Origin of the sequence: Weissella confusa, from assembly GCA_041871065.1 — a bacterium.
GTDB lineage: Bacteria > Bacillota > Bacilli > Lactobacillales > Lactobacillaceae > Weissella > Weissella confusa_A.
In genome coordinates this window covers 554,424-569,531 of record CP168942.1, presented here as the reverse complement: position 1 = coordinate 569,531, position 15,108 = coordinate 554,424, and the positions used below count along the sequence as shown (strand labels likewise).

Genomic DNA, 15,108 nt, shown 5'->3' with positions numbered 1-15,108 from the left:
TCCCCTCCTGTTCTAAATCAACTGTTACTATTTTAACAAACTTTCATGCAAACGGTGACATTTTTCAAATAAAAAAAGAACATGTGTGTTGCAACAACGCACATGTTCCATAACATTTATATGCAAACTAGAATTCAAGCAACAGACTTCCGTATGTAAATCCGGCACCGAAGCCCGTCAACAAAACGCGCTTTCCAGTCAAATCAGTTGCCTTATTCAATTCATCCAAACCAATCCCAATACCAGCTGAAGACGTGTTACCGTACTTTGTAATATTCGTTGCAAACTTGTCCATTGGTTGATCAATTGCCTCAGCAATCGCCTCGATAATACGCAAGTTTGCTTGGTGGGTAATGAAGTAATCAACATCATTTGGTGTCAAATCACGATCAGCCAAGAAGTTAGTAATGTGATCAGGAATCAAACGCACAACTTCTTCAAATACTTGGCGTCCTTCTTGGTGGAAGGCGTCTGTCTTTGGATAGTTGTCCGCTGCAATACGTGACAACGGTTGAATGCGTCCTGAGTGAACGACTTCTGCATCACCAATCGTGTGCATCTCTTCGCCCTTCACAATGCCTTCGTCTTCTTCAGTCGCAACAAGGACCATTGCGGCCGCTCCGTCACCAAAGAATACGGTTGATGTACGATCCGTGAAGTCCATCATCTTAGAGTTAACTTCGGCTGAAATCACCAAAGCATTCTTATAAACTCCTGAACGAATAAACTTGTCGGCTGTACTCATACCAAAGACAAATCCTGAGCACGCAGTTGAAATGTCGTATGCCCAAGCCCCTTCGGCTTTCAAATTACGTTGCACCAACGCTGCCGTTGATGGTGCAAGACCATCTGGCGTAAACGTCGTCACAATAATCAATTCAATATCTTCAGGGTTCAAGTCGGTTTGTGCCAACGCCATGCGAGCTGCTTGCGTGGCCAAATCAGACGTATTCTCACCTTGCAATGAGATGCGTCGTTCCTTGATACCCGTGTGTGCTTGAATCCACTCGTCGTTCGTATCCATGATTGCCGCCAAGTCATCGTTCGTGATGATATCACTTGGAACGTAGTGAGATGAGGCAATAATCTTAGTTCCTTGCGTCATGTGTGGACCCCTTTCTTTCGTATCAGCAAAAACGCTCTTGTATATTTTACGCTATCTTCTGACATTTTGGTAATAAATTAGGAAAGACTAATAAAGAGTCAACCGCATAGACGACTGACTCTTGTTTGATAGCTAATTATTCAGTTACTTCAGATGCACGCATCTTAAAGTTTTCGTTGTATGAAAAGGCGTTTTGACCAGCAACCGCTGCATCCCCGACCGCCGTTGTAATTTGGCGAAGTTCCTTTTCACGAACATCCCCAATGGCAAAGATTCCTGGTTGTGACGTTTCCATGCGGTCATTCGTCATAATCCAACCATTAGCATCCGTAATCCCCAAATCTTGCACTGGGTCAGATACTGGCAACAAGCCAACATAGATGAACACTCCAGCTGCGTCAATCTCTGACGTTTCGTCGGTTTGATTATTGCGAACGCGGACGCCAGTGACCTTCTTGTCATCACCCAAGATTTCTTCGACTTCAGAGTTCCAAACAAATGAAATCTTTTCATTCGCGAAAGCGCGGTCTTGCAAAATTTGTTGGGCACGCAACTTATCGCGACGGTGAACAATCGTTACGTGATCAGCCAAACCGGCCAAGTATGTTGCTTCTTCGACGGCTGAATCACCACCACCGACAACAATCACGTGTTGGCCACGGAAGAATGCCCCATCACACACCGCACAGTAAGAAACACCACGGCCAGCGAAGGCTTCTTCACCTGGCACATCAAGCTTCTTGTAGGCGGCACCAGTGGCAACAATCACCGTGTTAGCACTGTATTCGTCCATATCTGTTACAACGCGCCAGCTACCATCTGCTTGTGCTTCGACGTGAAGCACTGTACCAAAGGCATACTCAGCCCCAAATTGCGTTGATGATGCGTACATCTTCTCAGCCAACTCAGGTCCCAAAATTGAAGGGAACCCTGGGTAGTTTTCGATTTCCGCCGTGTTGTTCATTTGACCACCATAGATACCGCGGTCAATCATCAATACTGACATGTTAGCACGTGAAGCGTACGTTGCGGCCGTCATACCGCCAGGTCCAGCGCCTAAAATAATTGTGTCATACTGTTGTGCCATGATTGCTCCCCCTCGTCGAACTTTCATTATTTTTTAATTTAATTCGTGGTTCTATTCTAACTGGTTTTCGTCCCAAATTAAAGGGTACAAAAAATGGCCTAAACGAAATTCGTCTAGGCCACTTAAGTTAATTACTTATTATCCTTGTTTTCATCACGCCATTGAGACTTCAATTGTTCAACATCACTAAACAATTTGCTGTCCTCATCCGTGACTTGGCTTTCATCTTCGCGATCCTTACGACGACGACTGAATAGCAAGAAGAAGCCCATTACAACACCAACAATAGATGCAATCAAACGTGAGTACCACGTTGTATCGTTCGTGTCCGCAATTTGTCGTTGCGCTGCCGATGTAATTTGATCATCGTTAACAACCGTATCACGTACTCGTGCTCCTGCTGTACCATCGCTAGCGGGGGTTGCTGTAGTGCCAGTTGCTGAAGCAGACGTAGTCGTTGCAGCTGACGTCGTGACGGACGTACCAACTGCTTGCCCAGCATTGAAGGCTGCCACCGCACCACTGGTTGGCGCGTTTGATGTGTTCGTGTTAGGCGTTGCAGTAGGGTTTGCTACCGCAGCAACTGTACCACCATTAGCGCCGGCGTTCGCCGTGGTTGCGTTGTCCGACGTATTCGTTGACGAACCATTTTCAGCTGGTGATTCAGAAATCGTATTCGAATCACTGGCCACTGGTGAAACTTCACCTGTGACGTCACTATCAGAGGTAGTTGCTGAAGTATTTGCCTCACCTTGTGACTCTGATGTTGCATTTGAGTCACTCGTTACTGAACTTGCTGAACTTTCCGATACATCACTTGGCGCTGACGATTCTTCGCTTGATGCACTACTATCAGATCCACTTGTTGGCGTTTCTGGCGTCACGTTGGAATCACTTGCAACCGAACTATTTGCCACTTCAGAAGACTCACTCGTAGCCGCACTGTCTGATGCAGTTGCTGATGAATTTGCCTCTCCTTGAGAATCTGACGTTGCCACCGAATCACTCGTTGCTGAACTAACTGAACTTTCGGCAGAATCACTAACTGCAGATGATGCCTCGCTTGTTGCGTCACTCGCTGAGGATTCCGAAACAACATTTGAATCACTAGCAACTGAACTATTCGCTACTTCAGATGATTCACTTGCTGCAGTGCTGTCCGAGACAGTTGCTGATGAGCTAGTTTCATCTTGTGACTCTGAGCTCGCATTTGAATCATCTGCTACTGATGTTTCTTCACTCGTAGCAGCACTATCTGACGCTACTGCTGATGAATTGCTGTCATCACTTGCGCTTGAATCATCGGTTGCTGAGCTTGTTACGTCACTCGCTGACGATTCTGATACGACGTTTGATTCGCTGGCGACTGATGAACCTTCACTCGTAGCAGCACTATCTGACGCTACCGCTGATGAATTGGTGTCATCTTGTGACTCTGATGAAGCGCTCGAGTCGCTCGGTGCAGAACTAGCTGAACTCTCAGTTGCGTCACTCGCCACTGATGATTCTCCACTCGTAGCAACACTATCTGACGCTACCGCTGATGATTCGTTCTCGCTTTGTGTGTCTGATGCTGATGTCGCACTCGACTCACTCGTCGCTGAACTATCACTAACTGGTGCATCTACCACTGCACTAGAACTGTCAGTTGGTGGCGTCACTAGGCTGTTACCATCACTTGCGTTTTCCGAATTCGATGTAGCGGCTGAACTTGACTGCGCTGCCAAAATCGAATTGATGATGCTACTCTTCATCGAGTTAGCCAAACTTGCTTGTGAACTAGCCACAATAAGTGCTGAAGAAGCTTGCTTGTAGTAACTATCCGTACTGATAGCATCAGAGTTGGCCCCGTTAGCCGCTGAGGTCATTTGACTACGTGCAACCGAGGCAATGCTTGATGTGTTCAATATGTTTCCGTTACCGAAAACGTTATCGATATAACTCATACCAGCATTTGATGTGACAGCTGCTAAGCTCTTTGTCGCATCAGCCGCTGATGACGCTTGATCAGTATAACTTTGTGCAACCGAGATTGCTTTGCTTGCACGTGACTCAATGCTTGCCAATGAAGATGCTGTTGCTGCATCCAATGAGCCAAGGTAGTCACTGCTCAAACTGCTCATATCGTTCAGCACTGACTTAGCCGATGACACTAGACTCGAAGCGGCTGCTGCAGAGCTTTGTGCAACCGTGGCAATGCTATTTACAAATGAAACCGTATTGGCATCATCCACCATTTGTGACCCCAATGACGCAGCACTTGATGCATTTCGTAATTGTTCGTCAGCTGTTGATTGTGTTGCGCTCGCTGACTTAATTGCATTAGCAGCTGAGTTGTACAAGCTTTCTGCTGAATTAAACAAATCATTTGCTGATGACGCATTACCAGCTGTCGCATACGATTCGCCTGCTGACAATGCAGATGATGCCAACGCCATATTACTCTTGGCATTCGACAAGTAACTCGCAGCACTCGATGCACCACGGTCAGCCAACGCCGAAGCGGTCGCCGCCGTATCTGCTTGATAATCGGCTTGTGGATCCGCATTCGCGATTGAAGCGGCTGCCGTTGCCGCACTTGATGCAACAGCGATGATACTTGAAAGAGCCGACTCATATGAGCTTAAGTCCAGATTTGAGTTAAGCGAACTTAAATCACGAGCAATTGAGGCACCCTTTTCAGTAGCTGCACTCATTTCTGCATCGTTTGCAGCCTCACTGCCTGGCTGTTGCGCTTCGCTTGATGTGGCGTCATTTTCTTGGGCTTCCTTATTGTCTGTCGTCACTGTATCCAAAGCCGTCTTCAACTTATCGCGCACCAAATCCATCGCTGACTTAGCATGGAAAATGGTCGAGAAGTTAGCTGCCTGGTCAGTCAGATTCGTCATATTAGGCAACATTTGCCATACCTGCTGCAAGGCAATCATATCTGTCGCATATTGTTGTGCAAGTTGCTGATCAGCAGGATCATCTGACTTAGCTAACTCAGCAGCTTTATCGGCCAATGACGCAAGTTCGTTCATCACGCCACTCTGCAAACTCGTATATTCATCCTGCAATGACTGGGCTTCTTGTGTCGCATAATCAGCACCGTTTTGACCAGTAATCGCAACCGCTTGACCATTATCACCTTGATATGAGGCACTACCACCATTCATCGTCAACACAAAATCAGGGTTATCCGTCATGATTTTCTGCAACCACTTCATGCCATCATCATTCAACGGATTGTTATCCAAATTCAATGAATCTAGTTGGTAGAACACACTCTGGACACCCGATGTTAGGTAGTTAATGTGGTTGTCCGCCAAATTCAAATTCAACAGGTTTGGCAAGTTTGAAAGTGAACCGGATCCCAGTCCAGAAATATTATTATTAGCCAAGTTCAGCGTCGTCAGTGATGATGAGCTAATATTCAACGAATTAACATCAATTGCACCAGCGTTATTTGACAAATCCAGCGTCGTTAGCTTGGTCAACTTTGGTAAATTAATCGCCTGCATAAACGCCGTAATGACTGACATATCAGAAGCACCAGCCATTAGCCCAGACATATTCAACGTCGTAATACCAGTCATGATGCCGAATAGGTTCTGGAAGTTACGCAACTCAGCCCCATTCTTTTGCCCTGGATTGTAGGTTGCACCACTAATATTTTGACCCATCCACTGCTTAAAAGCAGCATTATCTGACAAATTCAACTCGGTAATGCTCCGCAATGATGCTAGCGTCACGTTGCTATAATCAGCTTCCGACGTGATGTGCAATTGTTCAGCCAACGTCTGACCACTGGCAGTCGTTGAACCCAATAATGCTTCAATCAAACCTGCTGGTAGGTCGAGTTCTGTAATCGGTGTCGTTAGTGGCACTGATTGACGGACGGGATTACCATTTTGCGTCGTATTATTTGTAAATGTCGTAGCAACTGGTGAAGCCGTCACAATCGCCTTATAGCCAGATGCTTCGATGTAATTCAAAACCGCCAACACAGTTGCAACGGGTGTGCCTGCGGCAACCGTTACTGCCAATTGATTGTTCACCAAGCTAATGCCTGTTACCGCAGGATTAGTGCTAAACATAAATTCAGCTGCTGCTAAATCGCGACGCGTTGCATCCGTCGTACCAGTTGTCGCAGCACTTTGGCTACCCGTTGCAACCAAGGCATACTTGCTGGCCAACGAGTTTTCATCTTGTAATGCCTTCGTTAAGGCTAAATTCGTTGTTGATTGTGTCGTATCATCTGCAAACACACTACCAGCCATTTGGATAATTGGTAGCACAGGTGAAGAAGCTGCCAATACAGTTGATAGGATTGCCGCCCCTTGGGTTAGCCACTTTTGGCTAGATTTCTTATCACGTGCTTGATATAGTTCATAATCTTTCATCTCTTCGTTCCCCCAGGAAGTAAGATTGGTCGCCCGAGTTTTCGGACTATAGCTGTATTATAGTACACGTTTTGACCTTTTTCTCGGAATAAGGAACTGGCGGATAGCAAAAAAAGGCAGACCCACCTGCAATGGATCTGCCTCTCAAATAACAACCTAAATTTTCAACCTTCTCATGCGTTCGCCATATGCTTAACAAATGAGTAAACTGTTGCCAACAATTCACCAATCACAAAGAAGCAAGCGATGTGAAGAATCAACGGTAAGAACGGTACAAAGCCCATTTTGTAAACGAAAACCGTTGATAAACAATACTCAATAACCAGTAGGGCTAAAAATAACAAAGATAACCCAATAATCTTAAAATCACTCTTCAAAGTAACCAACTTCAAAAAATCCTCTCTCCAAACCTACTCCGACAAAAAGAGAGTAGCCTCTGCGTGTGGCTACCCTCTTTTCAATCAGATTAATCCAACGTAGCTGCCAAATCCTTGATGTATTGCTTCAAGGCTTCACCAGTTTGTGGGTGGTTCAAACCGTATTCAATGTTAGTCGTCAAGAAACCAATCTTTGAACCGATGTCGTAACGCTTACCCTTGAATTCGTGGGCGTAAACGTGTTGACGCTTGTTCAATGAATCGATGGCGTCCGTCAATTGGATTTCGTTACCCTTACCAGGTGCCGTGTTCTCCAACTCTTCGAAGATTTCTGGCGTCAACAAGTAACGTCCGATGATTGCCAAGTCTGAAGGTGCATCTTCTGGCTTTGGCTTCTCAACGAATGAGTTAACTTGGTGCAAACCGTCTTCAACTTCCTTTTCAGGTGCAATCACACCGTATTCAGAAACTTGCTCGTGAGGAACCTTCATAACAGCAAGCGTTGACTCTCCCGTCGTGTTGTAACGGTCGATCAATTGCTTAGTCAAAGGCGTCTCATCAGCCATCAAGTCATCACCCAACATAACAACGAATGGCTCGTCACCGATAAATGACTTTGCAGTCAAAACGGCGTCTCCCAATCCACGTGGGTGTGATTGACGGATGAAGTACAAGTTAATGTCAGTCGTCTCTTCAACCAACTTCAACAATTCGTCCTTACCCTTTTCCTTCAAGTTGTTTTCCAACTCTGGGTTTGAATCGAAGTGATCTTCGATTGAACGCTTTGACTTTCCATCAACGATAACGATATCTTCGATACCTGATGCCAAAGCTTCTTCGATGATAAATTGAATCGTTGGCTTATCAACGATTGGCAACATTTCCTTGGCCAAGGCCTTAGTTGCTGGCAAAAAACGAGTTCCCAAACCTGCTGCTGGGATAATAGCCTTACGTACTGGCTTCATAGTGTGTTACTTCCCTTCTTGTGAAACTGGACGACCCATCAATTCGTTGATGGCCTCCTTGATATCTTGACCTTCGTACAAGACACGATAAATTGTAGATGTAATTGGCATTTCAACATGCTTCTTAAGCGCAAGTTCATGAGCGACCTTGGTTGTTGAAATTCCTTCGATGACCATTCCCATGTTTTCGACGATGTCATCAAGCTTCTTGCCTTCTCCAAGTTGTACACCAGCACGGTAATTACGTGAGTGTACTGAAGTTGCCGTGACAAACAAGTCACCAACACCAGACAAGCCCATGAACGTTAGTGGGTTTGCACCAAATGCTTGCCCGAGGCGACTGATTTCAGCCAAACCGCGTGTAAACAATCCTGCCTTAGCGTTTGCATCAAAGCCCAAGCTCTCAAGTGCCCCCGCACCGATTGCAATAACGTTCTTTAATGCGGCACCAAATTCAGCACCAATCAAATCTGTGTTTGTGTACACACGGAATACGCTGTTCGTAAAGGCAGCTTGCACGCGCTCAGCAGTTGCCAAATTCTCGCTTACAGCCGTTACTAGCGTTGGGTCATGCTTGATAACCCCTTCCGCGTGAGATGGTCCTGAGATAATTCCCAAGCCCAAGCGCTGTGAGTCAGCTACTTCTTCAGCAAGCATCTCTGATGCACGCTTGTAAGTACCCGGCTCCAAGCCTTTCGTTGCAGCGACCAACACAACTTGTTGGTCCAAAGCTGACAACACTTCTGACAATTGATGTGCAACCTCGCGTGTCGCCTTAGTAGGCACCACACTCAAGACGATTGTCGCATCGCGTACCGCTTCGGTCATATCGGCCGTTGCAACGACACCTTCATGTAAAGGGTTGTCGCCGAGGTACTGACTGTTTCGGTGTTGTTCATTGATTTCTGCTACTTGAGCGGGCTTATATGTCCAAAGACGAACATCATGTCCATTCTCAGCAGCAACATTTGCTAAGGCGGTTCCCCAAGATCCAGCACCTAGCACTGCAATTACTTCATTGCTCACAATGTTCCTCCTTGCGTTAGATTTGGTCTTAAGCCAAAAACTAACATACTCTATAATACCATATTCACAAATTTTGAAAACGCACAAAAGTGAAAAAGCCCATCAGTTGGGGCTTTTCCTTAATGAAATCATTAATTCTCTGAATTTTCAGCAATTAACTTGTTCAAATTATCGTTAAATGTTTCAGTTGCGTCAAATCCCATCTTCTTGGCACGGAAATTCTTAGCTGCCGTTTCAATCAAAACAGCCAAGTTTCGTCCAGTTTGAACTGGCAAAACAAAGCGTGGCAAATCAACACCTTGAATTTGGATAGCTTCCTCGCCATTACCCAAACGGTCAACCTTTTGATCATCTGTCCACTTGGCCAAGTGCAGGTTAAAGGCAATCGTTGCGTGTGAACGCACGGCACCAGCACCATACAAGTTCATCACGTCGATAATTCCCACACCACGCAACTCCATCAAGTTACGCAAAATAGCAGGTGGCTCACCGACCAAACGTTCTTCATCTTGTGCATAAACATCAACACGGTCATCCGCAATCAAACGGTGACCACGTTGCACAAGTTCAAGCGCCGTTTCTGACTTACCAACCCCAGAATCACCCGTAATCAAAACACCCAATCCAAAGATGTCGACCAAGACACCGTGGACTGATTGACGTTCTGCCAAACCGCCACTTAAGAAGAAGGTCATGTTTGACAAAATACGTGATGATGTCAATTCCGTCGCCAACACTGGAATTTGTGCTTCAAAGGCTGCTTGCATAAACTCTTGTGGCAATTGACGTCCAGTTGAAACGACAAACGCTGGTGTGTTCGGTTGCATCATCTTACGTGCAACCATCAACAATTCGTCGTGATTCATGCGGTGTGCAAATGACGTTTCCGTGATTCCCATCAACTGCACACGTTCAGGTGCATAGTAATTAAAGTATCCCGTCATTTCCAAACCAGGACGAGAAATATCCGCTGTCGTGATTTCACGATTTAGATATTCTTCACCGGCAACTAAATTCAAGTGCGTGTTATCAAGCAAATCCTTGACTGTAATTTTCTTTGCCATATCGTTAATCTTCCTTATTGATGTCGCTATCTCGTCGACTGAAGTAGCTTGAAATGATCAAGTTCACCAGTGACATGATGATCGCGATAAAGACTGCCCAACCAAAACTTGCAAAGCGGAAGCCATCCCCCACAATTGCTGACGCCATCCACAAAACGATGCCGTTAACAATAAGGCCAAAAATACCAAACGTTAGCACCGTAAAAGGCAATGCCAAAATTTGGAGCACTGGCTTCACCAAAGCATTTAGGACACCCAAAATAAGTGCCGCCAAAACTGCTGTGAACAAGTTACTGATATAGAGCCCTTGCTTAAATAAACCAGCGAGGGCTAACAACATAATGGTGTTAATCAGCAGTCGCTGAAAAAAAGAGAAACGTCGAAATGTGATTGTTTGCATATTCATCCCCCTAGTTTCTTCTGTTTTATTATAGCAAACCTATTGTACTCGCGGTATGAAGAAAAAATAAACGTCCCACGCTTTTTTGCTGGGACGTTCATCGTATTACGCTTTTGGCCTAAATAAATCATGAAATGGTGACTCGCCATTATTGGCAACCTGCGTCAAAAACATTTTGACCGCTTGTTGCGTTGTTAGCCCTTCTTGACGAAAGACTTCATCGGCACCGTTACGGATTTCTTCTTCAACTCGAATTTGTATTAACTTTTCCATAATCGATATCCCCTTTTATCGAATATTAACAACATACTTATTATAGTACATTATATGGTTAAGTCGTAATTATATGTCTTATGTATGCAAAAAACGCCGGTCCGAAGACCGACGTTTTCCGCTTGGCAATGCTAGAATTGACGTGCTCTAGCTCACGTGATGGTTACCCATCAGTCAACGTACACCAACGAGCGAACTCGAAGTTAGTCATGTGCAGAGAAGCGAGTTCCACAACTCCCTATCTCACCCTCCAGCAATGCGGCTGTTAATGAGGGCCGTTTATCAAAGATCTAACGTGATCTTCTCGACTCATCGCATAACAGTTATTATACATGGCTATCATTTGGGAAGCAAGTTAAGAACCTGTTTTTTCACCGCTGACATAATTTAGTAACATTAAAAACAAAAACGTCATAAACTACGGTTAGACGCTCATTATTTTCTCGATTAATCGTCTAACAGAAACCGCTTACATTCTTGTATCATTGGGTATATAATAATTTATATCAAAGGGACACATACAAATGTTGTCTAAATCGATTAAAAAAGGATGGTAAATCGCCATGGCTGCAGAAAGCATTAACTACAAGAACATTTTGGCCCCAGTCGACGGATCAAAGATTTCAGAGAAGTTGGTTGAAAAAGCCGCTGCCGTTGCCGTACGTAACGAGACTTCATTGGACTTGTTGTACGTTATCGACACAAACTCATTGTCAGGTTTGGCTGGTATGTCAATTTCTGGTGACGTTGTCTACCAATTGGTTCAAGACGCCGAAGAAAAGTTGGCTAAGTACCAAGAACTTGCTCAAAACGAAGGTGCCAAGGATGTTAACATCCACGTTCGTTTCGGTTCACCTAAGACGGTTATCGCCCGCGACTTCCCTGCTGATCACGGCAACGAATTGATCATGCTTGGAAAGTCTGGCTTGAACACTTTGGAGCGTTTGTTGGTTGGTTCAGTTGCCTCATTCGTTGTTCAAAACGCTAAGACTGACGTTTTGATCATTCAATAATTCGATATTGCCACCAACCAAACTCGCAGGTTGGTGGCTTTCATTTTTAATACACAAAACCATCTAGTCGTATTCGATATATGGTGGTATTATAATGCTTATCAACGTTTTATTAAAATGTTATTAGAAAACGGTATTTTTTATCATTCTAATTTATTATTCGATAAAGTCGAGGAACTCGCTATGAAGATTATTGGTAACACGTTGGAGACGATTCACAAGTTTCGTCACGAGAACGTTAGTCAACGTTTCGTTTCAGACCCATTCCTAGCTGCGAAGGCCGCTCTAGGTGCCAACCGTAACATCAAGTTGCAGTTGTTGTACCTAGACACAAATGAGACCTTCTATCTAGTTGAGAACACATCATCAATTGCGCGCAGTTTGCAATACAATGATGGTGCCATTGTTGTCAGTGAATGGTCTACTGTTGACTTCATTGCTTTGATGCAAAGTTATGACAAGCCTGGATTTGATAACTACTTCCAATTGCTTGTTAACAACACTGCGCAAGCGCATGAAGTGCAAGAGGAAGAAGAAACTGCGCACTAACAAAAAGCACACGCTCATTCGAGCGTGTGCTTTTCTTTTTTGTTTTACTTGCTTGAAGCATCCTTAACCACTTCGACTGACGTTACCGTCACCGTCTCAGTTGGCTTATCACTGTCATCGGTAGAAACTGACGCAATCTTATCGACAACGTCCATACCTGAAATAACTTGACCAAAGACTGTGTATGAGCCGTCCAAAGTTGGGTTTCCACCCTTCTTGTAAGCTTCATAAATCTTTTCTGGGTAACGCTTAGCACTAATCTTGCTGGTCACATCATCTGAATTTTGGTTGATAAAGAATTGTGACCCGTTAGTATCAGCACCGGCATTCGCCATTGCAAGCGCCCCACGGATGTTGTACAAAGATGGGCTAATTTCGTTCTTGAAACCATTACCACTATCAATCTTAGAATCCTTACCATTCCAAATTGACTCACCACCAGTACCATCACCCTTAGGATCACCACCTTGGATCATGAAATCCTTAATGACACGGTGGAATGTCGTGTTGTTGTAGTAACCATCCTTGGCGTGCGTCACGAAGTTCTCAACAGCCAACGGTGCATACTTGTTGAACAACTTAATCGTGATGTCACCCATTGATGTATGCATCACAACTTCACTTTCGTTCTTAGCAACCGTATCTGACAATTGTGGCAACGTCAACTTATCCAACTTTGCCTTAGACAACGTTGATGATGAACTAGCACTTGATGAAGAGCTTGTTTGTGCATCCCCAGACTTAGCAGACATCGCTGCAAATACCATCGCACCCGCGACGACTACCACCGCAATGGCAGCAATCAACACTTCTGGTCGAAACTTTTTCATTAGTAATACTTCTCCCCTGATTTAAAAATCAACTTAACCCTTTCATTATACGTGTCTTTCCTTAGAATAACTGTAAATATTTTGTGATTGCGTGCAAAAAGGCCGGCACATTGCTGCACCGGCCTTCATTGCTTAACGGTTTGTCATCTTGAATTCCAAGAAGTAATCGTTGTATTGACCAACCCAGTATGGGCCGAGGTCTTGGTAAACTTCCAAATGCGACAATGTCTTGGCATCTGGATACCATTGCTTATCGTTACGAATTGACTTTGGCAACAAAGCCTTCGCCTTCTTATTAGGCGTTGCATAACCAACATATTCAGCATTCTTCGCTGCATTTTCTGGCTTGCTCATGAAGTTAATGAATGCATACGCTGCTTTCTTATTCTTCACCGTCTTAGGCATAACGATATTATCGAACCACATGTTACCACCGTCAGATGGCACCACATAGTGCAGATGACAGTTTTCAGAAATCATTTCGGCAGCATCACCTGAGTAATCAACTGCCAAGGCAGCCTCATCTTGGGCCATGTACATCTTGATTTCGTCGGCAACAATCGCCTTAACGTTTGGCATCAATGTTTCAAGCTTTCCCTTAGCCGCAGCCAATTCTGGAATGCTCTTTGTGTTAACTGAATTACCACTTGAGGCCAACGTCATCCCCATGATGTCACGAGAAGAATCAATCAACATGATTGAATTCTTAAAACGTGGGTTCCATAGGTCATTCCAGGTCTTAATTTCCCCTGGCTTAACGTACTTGTCGTTGTAAACAATTCCCAATGTTCCCCAGAAATAAGGCACTGAGTACTCGTTACCACAATCAAACGGTTGATCCATAAAACGGTCATCGTAGTTGTTTAAACCAGTCAACTTGCTGTGATCAAGCTTGACCAACATATTGGCCTTCTTCATCTTCTGGATCATGTAATCTGACGGAACCGCCAAATCATAGTGTGTTCCACCTTGTTGAATCTTCGTAAACATCGCTTCGTTTGAGTCAAATGTCTCATAGTCCACTTTGTAACCAGTTTCGTTTTGGAACTTCTTAATCAACGTTGGGTCGATGTAATCTCCCCAGTTATAAATCGTTAGGGTCTTATTAGCGCCTGACTTCAAGCCAGACTCGGCCGACTTTTGCAATGCTAGATTGATACCAAATAACAAAGCGACTGCGGCCAGAATAATCCCGGTTAACCATGCTAATCTCTTCATTATTGATGTACCACCATTCCCGCTGCACCGCCACGCTTCTTCTTACTTGACTTCATACTGTAGTTTGAAATGAAGTAGTAGATTGTGACCAAAAGCAAAGACAACAAGAACATCAAGGCTGACAAGGCGTTAATTGACAAGTCAATTCCTTGACGTGCACGTGAGTAAATTTCAACTGACAACGTTGAGAATCCGTTTCCAGTCACGAAGAATGTTACCGCGAAATCATCAAGTGAGTACGTGATAGCCATGAAGAACCCAGCCAAAATACCAGGCCAAGCATAAGGCAAAACAACACGTGACAACACTTGATAGTTAGACGCGCCCAAGTCGCGAGCAGCGTCGATCAACGCTGGGTTCATTTCATTCAAACGTGGCAAGACCATCAACACAACAATCGGAATTGAGAATGCGATGTGTGACAACACAACTGACCCAAAGCCAAGGCTCATGCCAATCATCGTGAAGAAAATCAAGAAACTAGCACCAATGATAACGTCTGGTGAAACCATCAATACGTTATTCAATGATAGCAACAAGTTCTTCGTCCCACGATTCTTCGTGTTGTAAACACCCAAGGCACCAAACGTTCCAATTAGCGTTGCAATCACAGAAGAAAGCAATGCCACAATGAACGTGTTAACCAAAATTTCCATCAAGCGAGTATCAGCGAACATGTCGCCGTAGTGACGCAATGAGAAGCCTTCAAAGCCACTCATGTAATCACCCTTGTTGAATGAGTAGAAAATCAAATAGAAGATTGGCGCATACATCAAGATGAAAACAAACACCAAGTAAATGTATGACCACTTTTTT

General features: G+C 44.5%; 13 protein-coding genes. 2 read left to right on the top strand and 11 right to left on the bottom strand.

Going from position 1 to position 15,108, the window contains the following annotated elements; all coding sequences use genetic code 11:
* Window positions 1-127 precede the first annotated feature (127 nt).
* The 8 genes from ACAW68_02470 to ACAW68_02435 all read right to left on the bottom strand — a co-directional run bounded on the left by ACAW68_02470 (window position 128) and on the right by ACAW68_02435 (window position 10,682).
* Window positions 128-1,105: a beta-ketoacyl-ACP synthase III gene (locus tag ACAW68_02470; GenBank protein ID XGA16450.1), complete on the bottom strand. Its 978-nt coding sequence runs from the start codon at window positions 1,103-1,105 to the stop codon at window positions 128-130.
* A gap of 136 nt (window positions 1,106-1,241) precedes the next feature.
* A complete protein-coding gene (gene trxB, locus ACAW68_02465) occupies window positions 1,242-2,192 on the bottom strand; it encodes a thioredoxin-disulfide reductase (GenBank protein XGA16449.1) in 951 nt (316 codons plus the stop codon).
* Window positions 2,193-2,323: 131 nt separating this feature from the next.
* On the bottom strand, window positions 2,324-6,577 hold the full coding sequence (locus ACAW68_02460) for a hypothetical protein (protein ID XGA16448.1): 4,254 nt from the start codon (window positions 6,575-6,577) through the stop codon (window positions 2,324-2,326).
* A 466-nt stretch (window positions 6,578-7,043) separates the two neighbouring features.
* Window positions 7,044-7,919, bottom strand: a complete 876-nt coding sequence (gene galU, locus ACAW68_02455) for a UTP--glucose-1-phosphate uridylyltransferase GalU (GenBank protein ID XGA16447.1) — start codon at window positions 7,917-7,919, stop codon at window positions 7,044-7,046.
* A gap of 6 nt (window positions 7,920-7,925) precedes the next feature.
* Window positions 7,926-8,945 carry an NAD(P)H-dependent glycerol-3-phosphate dehydrogenase gene (locus ACAW68_02450; protein XGA16446.1) on the bottom strand — a complete coding sequence of 340 codons (1,020 nt, stop codon included), beginning with the start codon at window positions 8,943-8,945 and terminating at the stop codon, window positions 7,926-7,928.
* A gap of 131 nt (window positions 8,946-9,076) precedes the next feature.
* Window positions 9,077-10,009 carry an HPr(Ser) kinase/phosphatase gene (hprK, locus tag ACAW68_02445; GenBank protein XGA16445.1) on the bottom strand — a complete coding sequence of 311 codons (933 nt, stop codon included), beginning with the start codon at window positions 10,007-10,009 and terminating at the stop codon, window positions 9,077-9,079.
* Window positions 10,010-10,013: 4 nt separating this feature from the next.
* Window positions 10,014-10,409 carry a phage holin family protein gene (locus ACAW68_02440; GenBank protein ID XGA16444.1) on the bottom strand — a complete coding sequence of 132 codons (396 nt, stop codon included), beginning with the start codon at window positions 10,407-10,409 and terminating at the stop codon, window positions 10,014-10,016.
* Window positions 10,410-10,514: 105 nt separating this feature from the next.
* Entirely contained in the window at window positions 10,515-10,682 is a 168-nt protein-coding gene (locus ACAW68_02435) for a type II toxin-antitoxin system RelB/DinJ family antitoxin (GenBank protein ID XGA16443.1), read from the bottom strand.
* A 563-nt stretch (window positions 10,683-11,245) separates the two neighbouring features.
* Here ACAW68_02435 and ACAW68_02430 point away from each other — a divergent pair.
* Both ACAW68_02430 and ACAW68_02425 read left to right on the top strand, forming a co-directional pair.
* Complete coding sequence (locus tag ACAW68_02430) at window positions 11,246-11,695, top strand: universal stress protein (GenBank protein ID XGA16442.1); 450 nt, start codon at window positions 11,246-11,248, stop codon at window positions 11,693-11,695.
* Window positions 11,696-11,878: 183 nt separating this feature from the next.
* Complete coding sequence (locus tag ACAW68_02425; GenBank protein ID XGA16441.1) at window positions 11,879-12,244, top strand: hypothetical protein; 366 nt, start codon at window positions 11,879-11,881, stop codon at window positions 12,242-12,244.
* Between the two features lie 44 nt (window positions 12,245-12,288).
* Here ACAW68_02425 and ACAW68_02420 read toward each other — a convergent pair whose 3' ends face one another.
* The 3 genes from ACAW68_02420 to ACAW68_02410 all read right to left on the bottom strand — a co-directional run bounded on the left by ACAW68_02420 (window position 12,289) and on the right by ACAW68_02410 (window position 15,065).
* Window positions 12,289-13,074 (bottom strand): peptidylprolyl isomerase, encoded by a 786-nt coding sequence (locus tag ACAW68_02420; protein ID XGA16440.1) that lies wholly within the window; start codon window positions 13,072-13,074, stop codon window positions 12,289-12,291.
* A 132-nt stretch (window positions 13,075-13,206) separates the two neighbouring features.
* Window positions 13,207-14,292, bottom strand: a complete 1,086-nt coding sequence (locus tag ACAW68_02415; GenBank protein ID XGA16439.1) for an ABC transporter substrate-binding protein — start codon at window positions 14,290-14,292, stop codon at window positions 13,207-13,209.
* The gene (locus ACAW68_02410; GenBank protein ID XGA16990.1) at window positions 14,292-15,065 is read right to left on the bottom strand and encodes an ABC transporter permease; all 774 of its coding nucleotides are present in this window, start codon (window positions 15,063-15,065) and stop codon (window positions 14,292-14,294) included. The genes ACAW68_02415 and ACAW68_02410 overlap by 1 nt, the downstream gene beginning before the upstream one ends.
* Window positions 15,066-15,108: the final 43 nt, after the last annotated feature.